General features: G+C 72.7%; 8 protein-coding genes. All 8 read right to left on the bottom strand.

Translation table 11 applies throughout. The annotated features are described in order from the left end of the window. Window positions 1-10: 10 nt before the first annotated feature. Entirely contained in the window at window positions 11-859 is an 849-nt protein-coding gene (locus tag ACN28A_RS25920) for an ABC transporter permease (RefSeq protein WP_421399036.1), read from the bottom strand. Continuing rightward, window positions 856-1,878: an ABC transporter ATP-binding protein gene (locus tag ACN28A_RS25925; RefSeq protein ID WP_421399038.1), complete on the bottom strand. Its 1,023-nt coding sequence runs from the start codon at window positions 1,876-1,878 to the stop codon at window positions 856-858. Before ACN28A_RS25925 ends, ACN28A_RS25920 begins: the two co-directional genes overlap by 4 nt. After that, window positions 1,875-2,966, bottom strand: a complete 1,092-nt coding sequence (locus ACN28A_RS25930) for a hypothetical protein (protein WP_421399040.1) — start codon at window positions 2,964-2,966, stop codon at window positions 1,875-1,877. Before ACN28A_RS25930 ends, ACN28A_RS25925 begins: the two co-directional genes overlap by 4 nt. Beyond that, window positions 2,950-3,591, bottom strand: a complete 642-nt coding sequence (locus ACN28A_RS25935) for a sigma-70 family RNA polymerase sigma factor (RefSeq protein WP_421399041.1) — start codon at window positions 3,589-3,591, stop codon at window positions 2,950-2,952. Before ACN28A_RS25935 ends, ACN28A_RS25930 begins: the two co-directional genes overlap by 17 nt. A 160-nt stretch (window positions 3,592-3,751) precedes the next feature. Continuing rightward, window positions 3,752-7,732 carry a ThuA domain-containing protein gene (locus tag ACN28A_RS25940; protein WP_421399043.1) on the bottom strand — a complete coding sequence of 1,327 codons (3,981 nt, stop codon included), beginning with the start codon at window positions 7,730-7,732 and terminating at the stop codon, window positions 3,752-3,754. An 83-nt stretch (window positions 7,733-7,815) separates the two neighbouring features. Further along, a complete protein-coding gene (locus ACN28A_RS25945; RefSeq protein ID WP_421399045.1) occupies window positions 7,816-9,057 on the bottom strand; it encodes a multicopper oxidase domain-containing protein in 1,242 nt (413 codons plus the stop codon). Between the two features lie 46 nt (window positions 9,058-9,103). Beyond that, the gene (locus ACN28A_RS25950) at window positions 9,104-12,223 is read right to left on the bottom strand and encodes an OmpL47-type beta-barrel domain-containing protein (protein ID WP_421399048.1); all 3,120 of its coding nucleotides are present in this window, start codon (window positions 12,221-12,223) and stop codon (window positions 9,104-9,106) included. A 567-nt stretch (window positions 12,224-12,790) separates the two neighbouring features. Continuing rightward, entirely contained in the window at window positions 12,791-14,068 is a 1,278-nt protein-coding gene (locus tag ACN28A_RS25955) for a M20 metallopeptidase family protein (RefSeq protein ID WP_421399050.1), read from the bottom strand. Window positions 14,069-14,133 lie beyond the last annotated feature (65 nt).

A 14,133-nucleotide genomic window follows, 5' to 3' on the forward strand; every position in this document is an offset into this window, starting at 1 on the left:
CGGCGGGCGGTCACAGGTTCTTGCGCTGGAAGGAGACGGCGGCGAGGCCGAGGACGATCGCCACCCAGAGGCCGGCCCAGCCCAGATAGCCGGGGGTGAGCCCCGCCGCGCTCAGGAACGGATGTCCCTTGAACGCCTCCTGGAACTGCACCAGCAGGGTCGGGTCCTGGAAGGCGTTCATGGCACCGCGCCACAGTCCGTCGGTCGGCAGCAGCATCCGGGAGACGGTGCCGATCCGGGTCACGCTCTCGTTGCCGAGCGCCTCCCCGAACGCGCCGACGACCCCGCCGATCCAGGTGGCGCCGAAGAGGCCGACCGCGACGACGCCGGACGCCATCGGCGAGACGGCGGTGGAGAGCAGCAGGGCGAGGGTGAGCAGCACCGCGGCCTGCGCGGCGAGCAGGGCCAGCCCGGTCAGCGGCTCCGGTGGCCAGTAACCGGTGGTCACCCGGACGACGAGGAGCTGGGCGAGCCCGGCCACGGCCACGAACCCGCTGCCGAAGACCACCAGGCCGAGCCACTTGCCCAGCAGCACCGCCGGGCGGCGGACCGGCCGGGCCAGCACCGCCAGCGCGATCCCGCTCTCGGTCTCGCCGGAGAGGGTGGGGCCGGCGAGGAACGCCGTACCGAGCGCGGCGATCAGACTCAGGCCGAACATCACCAGGTTGAGCACGAGCGAGGCCACCAGCCGGGCCTCCCCGCTGGTGAGCCCGCCGAACGTGGCGTCGATCCGGGAGAAGCCGTAGGCGCTCACCGAGAGCAGCACCAGGGTCAGCACGCCGAGCGCCAGCAGTACCCGCCGCCGGGCGGCCTCCCGGACGGTCAGGGTGGCGACGGTGAGGACGGTACGGGCGGTCATTCGCGCTCCTCGGCGGGTGCGGTACGGAGGATGTCGAGCAGCCGCTGTTCGAGGCTGATCCGCCCCGGCTCGACGGCATGTACCCGTACGCCGAGCCGGACCAGGTCGGCCACCAGTTCGGGTACGACTGCGGCGTCCTGTTCGGCGGGCAGGGCGAGCGCGTAGCTGTCCCCGTCCCGGCTGACCGGGCCGGCGGCGGCCAGCCGGGCCAGGGCCGCGTCGTCGACCCCGTCCAGCCGGAGCCGCAGTTCCCGCTGGCCGAGCAGTTCCGGGAGGGTGCCGGAGGCGGCGACCCGGCCCCGGTCGAGGATCACCACCCGGTCGCAGACCCGCTCGACCTCGCCGATGAGGTGCGAGTTGAGCAGTACGGCGACCCCGCGGGCCCTGAGCGAGAGCAGCAGGTCCCGCACGTCGACCCGGCCCACCGGGTCGAGGGCGCTGGTCGGCTCGTCCAGCACGACGAGTTCCGGGCGGGCCACCAGCGCGACGGCCAGCCCGAGCCGCTGCTGCATGCCCTTGGAGAAGCCACCCACCCGGTCGCCGGCGCGGTCGGCGAGGCCGACCAGGTCGAGGACTTCCCGGCGCTCCTCCTCCGGCACGCCGACGCCGGCCAGCCGCACGTGCAGGGCCAGCACCTCGGCGGCGGAGAGCCACGGCTGGTACCGGAAGAGTTCCGGCAGGTAGCCGACCCGGGACCGGGACCGGGGGTCCCGGCCCGGCCGACCGAGCAGCAGCACCTCCCCGGCGTCCGGCCGGACCAGGCCGAGCAGCATCTTGATCACGGTGGTCTTGCCGGCTCCGTTCGGCCCGAGCAGGCCGAGCACCTCGCCCCGGCCGACGGTGAAGGAGACGTCGTCGACCGCGGTACGGCGCCGGTACCGCTTGCGCAGGCCCGAGCACCACACCGCCGGGGACGGGGGCAGGTCGGTGTCGAGCCGCTCCGCCGGCCCGGGGGAGGGGGTCCCGTCCGGGCCCGGTAAGGGGGTCCCGTCCGGTCGGGCGGTGGGGCGGGCGGTCACCGGTCCCACCGCAGCCCCCGGGCCACCGACAGCACCTCGTCGGCGCTGAGCGAGCCGGCCACCGCGTTGACGATGCCGTCCCGTACCCAGAACACCGCCGTGAGCGTGCCGTCCCGGCTGGCCAGCACGGTGGCCGGCGCACCACCGACCTCGGTGGCGAAGGTCGTCTCCCGGTCGGCGTGCACGATCAGCGGCAGGGTCGTACCGTCCCCGACGAAGCCGCGTAGTTGGGCCGCGACGTCCTTCGGCAGGCCGGGCATCGAGAGCAGGTAGTCCCGGGCGGTCTCGAACGGTATGCCTGCGGAGTAGCCGGTCGGGGCGACGGCACGGCCGACGATCATGGCGGGTACCCCCCGGTCCTGTCCCCAGACCGCGGCCACGCCAGGGCCGGCGGTGAGCCGGAAGGGGCTGCCGTCGAGCCCCGGCGGCGGTGGCGGCAGCGGTTCGCCGGCGGCCCTGGCGGTCTGCGCCGCCTTCTCGGCCGAGAAGGTGAACGTCGCGCTTACCCGGTCCCCGACGTGGAAGGTCGGTTCCCCGCGGACGCCCCGGGGCAGCCGGTCCACCCGGGGGGCGGAGAGCCCGGTCGCCCGCTGCGCGGCGGCGGCGTCGGCGACCGGTCGGATGTTCGGCACCGACGTCCGCTCGACCTCGCCGAAGGCGGAGAGGTCGGGCAGCTTGAGCAGGTCGGCCTGGGTCACCGTGACCGGTGCGACCCGTTCGGTCCGGAAGATCGGGAACCAGTTCGCGGCGGCGGCGGTGGTGGCACCGGTGAGCACCGCTACGGCGGCGATCCCGGCGATCACCGGGTTGCGCAGCGCCGTGCGCCACCGGGGAACCCGGGCCGGCACGGTCGCCACCCGGTAGGGACCGTCGGCGGCGACCGCGCCGGACAGCCGCTGCCAGCCGGCCTCGACGTCGCCGGTGACCTCGACGCGCAACGCCGTGCCGGCGAACCTGGCGTCCTCGCGGGCGGCCGCCAGTCCGGTCCGGCAGCGCGGGCACCCCGCGACGTGTGCGCGGTCGGCGTCGCTGACACCGGCGGGCTCGTCCACGAGCCGGCGCAGCGTGCCGTCACTCGGGTGACGCATCACGGTTCAACTCCTCGCGTAGGGCGGACTCGGCGCGGCGCACGGTGGTGCCCACGCTGCCGGGGGAGAGTGCGAGCGCGGCCGCCACCTCGGCGTAGCTGAGGCCGCTGTGCCGCAGCACCAGGGCCACCGCCTGCTTGCGGGGCAGCCGGGCCAGCGCCGCCCGCACCCGGCGGCGCTCGTCGAGGGTCACGACCTCGTCGGCGACGTCGGGGCTGACGGCGGCGCCGGCACCGGCGGCCTCCTCGCGGAAGGCGCGGCGCCGGCCGGTGCGCAGATGGTTCAGCGCGGTGTGCGCCGCGGCGACGCACAACCAGCCGACCGCCTCGGCCGCCGGCACCGAGGAACGCCCGAAGCTCAGGAACACCTCCTGGGCCACGTCCTCGGCCTGGTCGCCGGAGCCGAGCACCCGGGCGGCGACCGCGACCACCCGTGGGTAGGCGGCCCGGAAGACCTGTTCGAGGTCGGGACGGACGGAACTCCGGCCCGGGGAAGTCGACACGGCCACGGCATCCTTCCGTCCGGCTCGCCCGGCCGCCCGGCCACCACCGGCGTACGGCAGCGCGGCGACGACGCCGGGCGGCACGCTCGCCGCACCCCCGACGACCTGCACATCATGCTCCACACCTAGGAAGCACCACCGCCATCCCGGATGTGACACCCGCCCGGGACAGGGCACGAAAAAGTCCCGGAGCGCTCGGCTCGCCAGGCGGGCCGAACGCTCCGGGACCAGGAGATCCACAGATCGGGAGATCCGCAGATCATGAGATCAGGGGCTCAGGGGATCAGAGTTGGCGTACCCGGACGTTGCGGAACTCGATCAGGTCGTTGGTGCCGTGGTTCTGCAACCCGACGAAACCGCTGAGGAACTGCCGCAGGTCGGTCGGCGGGTCGCCCTGCCGGGACGACTGCTTGCCCGGGGTGTTGTCGAACTCGGCGATCACCGCACCGTTGCGGCTGATCGTGTAGTGCTGGCCGACCACCCGTACCTCGTAGTCGTTCCACTGGTTCTTCGGGGTCACCCCGGCCTTGTCCAGCGGGTTCGGGGCGAAGTTGTACACCGAGCCGGTCTTCTGCGGCTCGCCGGTCTCGCCGTCGTAGATCTGGATCTCGTGGCCGCAGTAGATCGCGACCCAGGCCGGCGAGGTACGGGCCGAGCCCACCGTGCCGCAACTGCCCGGCGGGCGCTGCTCCAGTGGCGTCCTCGGGTCCGGGAACCGGACGAAGATGCCGCTGTTGGCCCGGACGTTCTCCGGCGAGACGTCCCGGAACTGCACCCGGATCGAGTAGTCGGCGAACTGCTGGTCGGCGTACCAGAGCATGCCCAGCCCGCCGGCGCTGCGGATGGAGCCGTCGGGTCGCAGCCCGAACGACCCGCTGGGCGCCTGGCGCCAGCCGGCGAGCGACTTCGCCGAACCGTCGAAGATCGGCTGGTAGCCGCCGGTGGCGCCGATCGGAGACTGCCGGCCGGCCTGGCGCAACGCCCGCAGCTCGCGGTTGTCGATCACGTGCGCGGCGGTCAGTTCGGCGAGTACCTCGTCGAGGTGGGTGAGGAACGAGGCCCGGTTCGGCCAGCTGGTCTCGTCGTCGACCAGGTCGTTTATCGTGCAGCCGCCACCGGTCTGCCGGTTCGGCACCCCGGTGTCGGTGTCCAGCATCCAGACCGTCGGCCGGGCGTCCGCGGCGGCACAGCCGGCGTTCACCTCGACCTTCCCGGTCACCACCTCGCCGTCGGCGTACGTCACCTTCAGCGTCGCGGTGAAGGTGCCGTACCGCTTGTAGGTGTGGGTCGGGTGGGCCTGCCGGGAGACCTTGCTGCCGTCGCCGAAGTCCCACTCCCAGGCCACCCCGCCGACACTCGCGGCGGAGAAGCCGATCGTCCGGGGCTGGCTCGGCGTGACCGACCGGGCCGTGGCCAGGCTCGGGTTCGGGGTGGCCTGACCGCCCTGGTAGGTGACCCGGAGCAGCTTCTGGTTGGCGTGCAGGCTGAAGAAGCCCCGGCCGTAGTCGAGCAGGTAGAGCGCACCGTCCGGCCCGAACTTGGCGTCCATCCAGGAGTCCAGCTGGTTGGCGCCGGTGCCCGGTTGGATGATCGCCCGGACGTCCTCGGCGAAGGCCGGCGGCCCGGCGTGCGGGACCGTGGCCGGGTCGACGGTGACGGCGATCCGGTTGTTGCCGTTCGACTGGTCGCCGATGAACCACTTGTCGTCCCAGTACTCCGGCCAGGCGACGCCGCTGTGCACGTCGACCTTCTCCCGCTGGTAGGTCGGGCCGTCCATCACGGCCTGCCCACCGCCGGTCAGGTACGGCTGGGTCAGCCGCACGTCGTCCGGCTCGTACGTCGGCAGCCCGCTGCCGTCGTCCCGCTTCGGGAAGACCGGCCCGCCACCCTGCGGCGAGTACCAGATCATGTTGTCCCGCACCGGCGGCAGGTTCACCAGCCCGGTGTTGCGCGGCGACTCGTTCTTCGGGTTGTCACAGTCGTACCAGCCGGTCAGCACGGTGGCGTCGGTGTTGCTGCGGTCCCGGTACGGCTGCCGGTTGCCCATGCAGTACGGCCAGCCGTGGTTGCCGGCGGAGGTGATGATCGTCGCCGTCTCGTACTTCGCCGGGCCGAGTTCCGGACTCGGGGCACCGGCGTCCGGGCCGACCCAGGCGGCGGTGAGCCAGTCGTTGACCGGATCCCAGGCGATCCGGGCGATGTTCCGGACCCCCATCACGTAGATCTCCGGCCGGGTCTTGCCGCCGCCCTGCTCCTGGCCGGTGAAGAGGTTGCCGTCCGGCACGGTGTAGCTGCCGTCCGGCTCCGGGTGGATGCGCAGGATCTTGCCGTTCAGGTCGTTCGTGTTCCCGGAGGTACGCCGGGCGTCCTGGAACGAGATCCCGGCGTACTCCTGGGTCCAGTTGTTCCCGGAGTAGCCGTCCGAACCGCCGGAGGAGTTGCTGTCCCCGGTGCCGATGTAGAGGTTGCCGGACTCGTCGAAGGTCATCCCGCCACCGGCGTGGCAGCAGCTGTGGATCTGGGTGTCCCAGTGCAGCAGGTCCTTGCGGGTGCCCTGGTCGATCGACTGGGCGGAGTGGTCGTAGCTGAACCGGGAGACCGTACGCTGGCCGACCCGGCGTTCCCGGTCGATCGACTCGTGCGGCATCCAGTAGACGTAGATCCAGCCGTTCTCGGCGAACTTCGGGTCGAGGGTGATGCCGACCAGGCCCTCCTCGTTCTTCACCAGCTCGCTGCCGCTGCCCCGGTTGCCCATCACCTTCAGCGTGGTGAGCAGCTTGACCTGCTTGGTCTTCGGGTCCCACTGGTGGATGGTGCCGCAGCCCAGCCCCACGTTCGGGTCGGCCCAGTCGGCGACCGGCCCGCTCGGGCAGGCGGCCTTGCCGATGTAGAAGACCCGGCCCTCGCCGGCGATGGTCAGGCCGTGCGGCTCGCCGATCTGGTCGAGCTGGCCGGACTGGTTGGCGGCGGTCAACCGCTCGATCCTGTAGTTCGCGCCGATCGTCGCCTTGCAGTCGCCGCGGACCAGGCCGGTGGTCCACTGGAGCGCGCCGAGCAGGTGGCTCCGGAACCGGGTGTCGCTGGTGTAGCTGGCCTCGGTCCGGCCCATGCCGGTGTAGAACGACCGGCCGCCGTCGTAGTCCCGGCACCAGGAGATCGGGTGGAAGGCGCCGTTGCCGGCCAGCCCGGCGTCGTAGCTGGTCTCCCTGACCTGGGCGACCGTGTGCACCCGGCCGACCGGGCTCGGGTCCCAGTTCATCCACTGATCGGAGCGGGTCCAGTTCAGTGGCAGGCCCTTGTTCGCCGGGTGCTGCCGGTCGACCACGTCGACCACCGCCTCCTGCACCCGGCTCTCCGGTGCCGGTCCGGCGTCCGGGCCGATCAGCCACAGCTCGGCGAGCTGGATCAGCGGCTCACCGCTGTTCGCGGTGATGTTCAGCCGGTAGTACTCGTACGCCTGGGTGTTGGTGAACGAGTACTGCTTGGTCTGGAACCGGCCGGAGAAGGTCTCCCCGGTCCGGCGGTCCAGGTCGGTCCAGGTCTCCCCGTCGGCCGAGCCCTGTAGGGTCCAGTCCCTCGGGTCGCGGCCGGTGAAGTCGTTCGCGGAGGTCAGTGCGTACTGCGCGATCGCCTTCGGCTCGGCGAGCCTGGCCACCACCCACCCGGTCGGGGTGCGGGTCAGCCACTTCGTGCCGGTCTTGCCGTCGATGAGGTTCTCGACGATCTCGTTCGGCGGGTTGTTGCCGCTGGCGGTGACGCTCTCGATCTTCTCCGCGTTCGGCAGGCTGGCCGCCGGGCGGGTGCCGATCAGGCCGGTGAACCACTCGGAGGCGGGCATGGCGCGGGCGGCGTCGTGGATGCCGACGAATCCGCCGCCGCCCTTGACGTACGCCTGGAACGCCGCCTCCTGGGCGTCGTTCAGCGTCACCCCGTTCGCGGACAGGAAGACCACGCTGCGGTAGCGGTCCAGGTTGTCGGCAGTGAAGACGGTCGGGTCGGCCGAGGCGTGCACGGTGAAGCCGTGCTCGTTGCCGAGCTTGCGGATCGCGCTGACCGCCTTGCCGACCGGGTCGTCCTGGGAGTCGGCCGGGCCGTGGAAGACCAGCACGTTCACCGACCCGCCGCTCCAGGCCGGCGCGACGCCGCCGACGCCCGGATCGGGGGCCGCGGCGGCCGGCGCGGCCGGGACGGTCAGCAGGCCGAGCGCGAGTAAGGCGCCCGAGGCCAGCGCGACCGCGCGGCGCAAATGGCGTCTGTGAGCCATTTCTCCTCCTCCAGAGGGGGTACGAAGAGTCCTAGCGATGGCTGATGGCTGGGATGTCCGGTGCCGGTGTGACCGGGCGCGGTTCACCTGTGGTTGGCGTGTCCGCCGGCCGGCGCGGCAGCGCCCCCGGCGGGTGCGGCCGGGGCGTGACCGCCGGCGTGCGGCGGCATCTGCCCGTTCTCGTCGAGCACGTGCAGCGTCGTCGACATGCCCAGGTCGGAGTGGAACTGCATGTGGCAGTGCAGCATCCAGTGGCCCGGTCCGACCGAGTCGCCCGCGACGATCTGCACGCCGAAGCTGTCACCCGGGCCGAGCGTCTTGTTGTCGATGATCGGGATCGAGTCGACAAGTGCCTTGCTGCCCTCGGCCAGCCCGGTCCGGGTGTCCGCCCAGGAGTGCCCGTGCACGTGGAACGTGTGCATGTCGTCGCCGATCCCGATCACGATGAACTCGACCCGCTCGCCGAGCTTCGCCACCAGGCAGGTCGGTCCGGGCACCGGGTCGACCGGGTCGCAGGTGTCCGCGTCGGCGCTGCGCCGCAGGTTGATGGTCTGCCGGTCGCCGAAGACGGTCACGTAGGTCCGGTCCGGGCGCGGGTCGCCCTGCCGGCGTACCACCAGGCCACCGAAGAGCCCGGAGCGCAGGCCCTGGGTGCCGTGCGGCCCGCCGACCACGTGGTCGTGGTACCACCAGTAGCCGGCCGTGCCCTGCGAGGCACCGGTGCGCGGTTTGGCGAACCAGAAGTACGTCCGCGAGGCGCCCGGCGGCACGAAGGAGTTGCTGTGCACCGTGCCGTCGGACTGCTGGGTGTACTTGACCCCGTGCACGTGCAGCGAGACCCCGACCGGGTGCTCGGGATCAGTGCGCAGTGCCTCCAGGGTGGCGGCCGGCACCTGGTTGTGCAGGGTGATCGCCAGGCACTCTCCCTCGATCATCTCCATCGTCGGCCCCGGGTAGGAGGCCGTCTGCGGGGTGAGGCCGTAGCCGAGCCGGACCTGGTTGGTCGCCGGGTCCCGGGGCAGCTCGACCGCGTACAGGTTCAGCCGGCGGTCCGGGGCGACACAGCCCTCCGGCCGCTCCGCCGAGCGGGCCGCGGCGGCCGCCTCGACCGGGCGCTGCGCCGGGCCGGCGGCCGGCCGGCCGGTGCCGCCGCCCAGCGCCAGCCCGCCCACACCGACGAGCGTGGCCAGCATGACTGCCGCCACCAGCAGGGCCCGACCGGTGCTGGTGCCGAGCAGCCGGGCCGGCGGCGCGGGCCGGTGCTCCGCCCCGCCGTCGGGCGGGGCGAGCACGACCTCGCCGATGTCCTTCGTTTCCTTGTCCAAGGTTCTGTCCAATCGCTCGGCTGGGCGGGGGAGACGGCCTCCGGCGTCACGGGGTCAGCGGGGCGATCCTGACGTTGCGGAAGCTGACCAGGTCGGCGGCGCCGTGGTTCTGCAGGCCGACGTAGCCGGTCGCGTTCTGCCGGCCGGCGCCGCCCGGGTCGTCCGCCCGGGGCGGGTCGAAGACGGCGTCCGGGACGTTCACGTACTCGTTGATCAGCTCGCCGTTGCGGAACACCGAGTAGTGCTGGCCGACGACCCGGATCTCGTAGTCGTTCCAGCTGCCCTTCGGGGTGACCCCCGCACCGGCCAGGTCGACCCGGTCGAAGCCGTACACCGACCCGCTCTTGTACGCGTCGCCGTCGGTCCGGTCGAGGATCTGCAACTCGTGGCCGTACTTGATGGCCACCCACTCGGGCCGGGACTCCTGCGGGTGCTGGTGCACCTGTGGGAAGCGGACGAGGACGCCGCTGTTGGCCCGCCCGTCGCCGGGGGCGTCGTCCCGCCACTGGAGCTTGAGCGAGAAGTCGCCGTAGCTGCGCACCGGGAACCAGAGCATGCCGAGGCCGTCGACCGGCCTACTGGTGATCGAGCCGTCGGCGTTGCGCCGGAAGCCACCCGGGCCGACCTGCTCCCAGAGCTTGAACGAGGCGGCGGTGCGGTCCAGCAGTGGCTGGTAGCCCTGCTTCGCCTCGGTCCTGCCGACGCCGGACTCCCGGGCCGTGCGGACCAGGGCGTTCTGCTCCTTGAGCAGGATCTTCCCCCGGTGGTGCAGGTGCTCGGCGACCCCCCGGACGTGCTCCACGAAGGCGGCGTGGTCCGGCCAGGTCCGCTCGTCGAGGATCAGGTCGTTTATCGAGCAGCGGCCCTCGACGACCCGGTTCGGCACGTCGCTGTTCAGGGTGCCGAGCCAGACCGTCGGCCGGGTGTCGGTGACCCGGCAGGACGGGGCCGGCGGACCGCTCGGCACCACCGTGAAGGTGGTCGAGGCGGTTCCGGAGACGTTCCCGGCCCGGTCGGTGGCCCGGTAGCTGACCGTGTGCGCGCCTGGGGTGTTCACCGTCAGCGGGCCGGTGTAGACGACGTAGCCCCGGCCGTCGAGGGCGTACTCGACGCGGAGGACCCCGGAGCCGGTGTCGGTGGCGGTGAGCATCAGGGTGGCGCTGCCGACGTACGCCCAGTTCGCGTCCTGCTGTCCGGTGAGTGCGGCGGCCACCGTCGGTGCGGTGGTGTCCGGGTTTCCGGTGGCGGTCACGGTGAACGAGACCGACCCGGGTGTGGAGGTGTTGCCGGCGACGTCGGTGGCCCGGTAGGTGACGGTGTGCGCACCCGGCTGGTTGACCGTCACCGGGGCGGTGTACTCGGCGTACGGCTGCCCGTCCAGGGAGAACTCGACGAGTTCGACTCCCGATCCGGCGTCGGTGGCGTTCACCGTCACGGTCGCCGCGCCGACGTAGGCGCCGTCGCCGTCCCGGTTGCCGGCAACCGTGGCGGCCACGGTCGGCGCGGTGGTGTCACCCGGCCGCTCGACCACCCGGAAGGTGACCGACTGCGGTGCCGAGGTGTTGCCCGCCTTGTCGGTGGCCCGGTAGGCGACCGTGTGCTCGCCGACCGTGTTCACGGTCACCGGCGCCGTGTACGCCGCGTACGCCCGGCCGTCGAGCGAGTACTCGATCCGGTCCACTCCGGACTCGCTGTCGGTGGCGTCCACGGTGACCGTGGCGGCACCCAGGTAGCCGCCGTTCTCGTCGCGGTCACCGGTGACGGCGCCGGTCACGGTGGGTGCCGTGGTGTCCGGGCTGGAGGTGTCGGCCACCTCGAACGTCACGGACTGCGGCGTGGAGGTGTTGCCGGCCTTGTCGGTGGCCCGGTAGCTGACCGTGTGCCGGCCCGGCTGGTGCACCATCACCGGCGCGGTGTACGCGGCGTACGAGCCACCGTTCAGCGAGTACTCGGTCCGGTCGACGCCGGAGCCGGTGTCGGTGGCGGTCAGGGTGACGGTGGCCATCCCGACGTAGGCGCCGTCGTCGTCCTGTTCGCCGGTGACGGCGGCGGTGACCGTCGGCGCGGTGGTGTCGGGATCGGACGGCGCGACGACCCGGAAGGTGCTGGACTGGACCGGCGAGGTGTTGCCGGCGACGTCGGTGGCCCGGTAGGTGACCGTGTGCTGCCCGGCGGTGCTCACCGTGACCGGTGCGGTGTAGGTGGCGTACTCGGCACCGTCCAGCGAGTACTCGACGCGCTCGACGCCGGATTCGGTGTCGGTGGCGGTGAGGGTGACGGTGGCCGTGCCGACGTAGCCGCCGTCGTCGTCCTGTTCGCCGGTGACGGCGGCGGTGACGGTCGGCGCGGTGGTGTCCGGGTCGTCTGGGGCGGCGACGGTGAACGTGACCGAACCGGGTGTGGAGGTGTTGCCGGCGACGTCGGTGGCCCGGTAGGTGACCGTGTGCTCTCCGGCGGCGCTGACCGTGACCGGGGCGGAGTAGGTGCCGTACGGGCCGCCGTCCAGCGAGTACTCGACCCGGCCGACCCCCGATCCGGTGTCGGTGGCGGCGAGGGTGACCGTGGCGGCGCCGACGTACGCCCCGTCCTCGTCCTGTTCACCGCTCACCTCGGCGGTCACCGTTGGCGGGGTGGTGTCCTCGCCGCCGCCGGTCACCACGAGCAGGCCGTTCATCGTGCCGTGCCCGGGAATCGCGCAGAAGTACCGGTAGGTGCCGGGGCTGAGCACGACGTCGACGGTCCAGCGGCCCTGGTTGCTGTCGAACGGGTCGGCCAGGATGTTGACGTCGACGTCCTGGTTGTACTCCGGGTTGCCGGTGTCGAAGGTGAGGGTGTGCTGCATGCCGGTGGTGTTGCCGGTCGCCACACTGTTCTCGAAGACCAGGGTCGCCGGCCCGGCGACGGCGGTGGTGGGCGCGGAGACGTACGCCTGGGTGCTGTCGCCGGCCGTCCAGGTGAGTACCTGGGCCTGCGCCTGGCGGCTGCCCGTGCCCGGTCCGTCGCCCGCCGGACGGGCCACGGCCGGGGCGGTGAGGAGCCCGGAACCGGCGAGCAGCACGGCGACCGCCGCGAGCATCCGGACCGGTCGGCCGGGGCGGCCCGGTCCGAGCCTGGAGAGCAGCCGCGCGCGTCGCGGCGGGCCGCACCGCACAGGTAGAGCTGGCATGTCGAACACACCTTTCGCGAGTCTTGTGGACGCCGACGACCCGTCGGGACCGCGTGTGGATCGACGGAGGGCATGACGGCGGACCGCACACCTGCCTGGTCCGCGCGGACGGGCCCGGTGCTGCGGTTGCCGCCATGCCGAGGCTGGCGTGTGGACAGACGGGTCTGAGATCGGATGCGCTGATGGACGTCGGGGGTGGGTCGGACCATGACGTGTGCCGCCGGCCGAGCCGGCCGACGTCATGCGGGGGTGGCGTGGACGACGGCGCCACGGTCTGCGGGGCACGCCGACCGGAGAGCGTGGCTCCCCCGGCCAGGCCGTGACTCTCAGACGTCGAGCTAACCGCGTCGCCGGTTACCTCGATGAAACATGTTGATGTTGTTGGACATTAACGGGCTTGACGTCGCGATGTCTAGATCTTTCGGCAGAATCCAGCGGACTTTTGTTCGTGGTGACAAAAGAGATCGACGCGTCGGCGTGCGCCGGTCGACCGTCCACATGGGCACGGCCGCCGCGCAGCACCGATCTCGACCTGGCCACCCAGGTCACCGCCGTGCCGATTGGTTCCTAGGTGCGGGAGGCCAGCCAGCCGGCCATCGCGCGCACCCCGTACCCGATGGCCCGCTCGTCCGGGTCGAAGGTGCCGAAGTGCGGGGACGCGGTTTCGATGCCGGCGCCGGGAGCACGGACGCCGAGGAAGGTGTAGGTGCCGGGGAGCCGGTCGAGGAAGAGCGCGAAGTCCTCACCGTTGAACGGCACCGGGGCGTGCAGCGTCCCCACCCGGGCCCGGCCGACGGTCCGGTGCAGGTAGCCGCGCAGTGCCTGCGCCTCCCGCCGTGGGCAGACCATTGCCGGGAACGGGTCGGCGGGGAAGTCCACCGATCCGCCGTACGCCGACGCCAGCCGGCGGATGTCGTCGCGGATCGCGGTGTAGCGCTGCTCCGGCCAGCAGCGGTAGGCGAGCGGGATCTCGACCGGGTCACCCGCACCGGGCGGTTCGGCACGCATGAAGACGAACTCCGCCAGCGGCCCGTCCGGACGCTGGATGTCCGCCACCAGCTGTTCGAGGTCGGCCGGCGTGGCGGGCGGCGACACCGTACCGAGGGCGTTGACCTCGGCGGCGAGCCGCTGCCCGCGCCGGGTCGCGTCCGGGCCCGACAGCGTCACTACGCCACGATCCTGGCCGGGGAGCCCGCTGCCCCCGGTGACCAGGAACCGGCCGACCGGGAACGGACCGCAGTGCAGCGCATGGATCTCGGCCGGACGGGTCCGGCCGAACAGGTCGGCGTCGAGCATCGCGGCGGCGCCGCTCAGCGTCTCCTCGGCGGGCTGGAAGACGAACACCACCGAGCCGCTGAGCCGGCCGCGCAGCAGCGCCAGGACCTCCGCGACACCCACCCCGACGGTGGTGTGCAGGTCGTGTCCACAGAGGTGCGCGGCGGTGGTGCCGCCGCCGAACTGGTCGGCCGGCGCCACCGCGTCCATGTCCGCCCGGTAGGCGACCGTCCGGCCGGGGTGCGCGCCGGTGAGCACGCCCACCACGCCGTGCCCGCCGACACCGGTCCGCACGTCGAGGCCGGCCGCGCGGAGCCGTCCCGCCACCAGCGCGGCGGTGCGCCGCTCCGCACCCGCCGTCTCGGGGTGCCGGTGGATGTCCCGACGCAGCTCGACCAGGGCACGGTCCAGCCGGGACGCCACGGCGTGCACCGAACGGGGGTGCGGCGGCCGGCCAGGACCGCCGGCGCGGGCGGCTGCCGGTGGGGCCAGCCCGGCTCCGAGTACGGCGACCGCGGCGCCACCGAGCAACGCCCGCCGGCTGACCCGGCCGTTCTCCGAGTGCGACATCGTTCCTCCGGTGCTGGATAGGACCGCCCGGACACCGTCGGTCGGGGCGTCGGGAAAGAAACGTC

The organism is Plantactinospora sp. WMMB782, assembly GCF_049179135.1.
Classification (GTDB): domain Bacteria; phylum Actinomycetota; class Actinomycetes; order Mycobacteriales; family Micromonosporaceae; genus Plantactinospora.

Bases quoted from the DNA above. Each gene is read 5' to 3' on its own strand.
- ACN28A_RS25920 (WP_421399036.1), bottom strand. From the start codon at position 859: ATGACCGCCCGTACCGTCCTCACCGTCGCCACCCTGACCGTCCGGGAG.
- ACN28A_RS25930 (WP_421399040.1), bottom strand. From the start codon at position 2,966: ATGCGTCACCCGAGTGACGGCACGCTGCGCCGGCTCGTGGACGAGCCC.
- ACN28A_RS25940 (WP_421399043.1), bottom strand. From the start codon at position 7,732: ATGGCTCACAGACGCCATTTGCGCCGCGCGGTCGCGCTGGCCTCGGGC.
- ACN28A_RS25950 (WP_421399048.1), bottom strand. From the start codon at position 12,223: ATGCCAGCTCTACCTGTGCGGTGCGGCCCGCCGCGACGCGCGCGGCTG.
- ACN28A_RS25955 (WP_421399050.1), bottom strand. From the start codon at position 14,068: ATGTCGCACTCGGAGAACGGCCGGGTCAGCCGGCGGGCGTTGCTCGGT.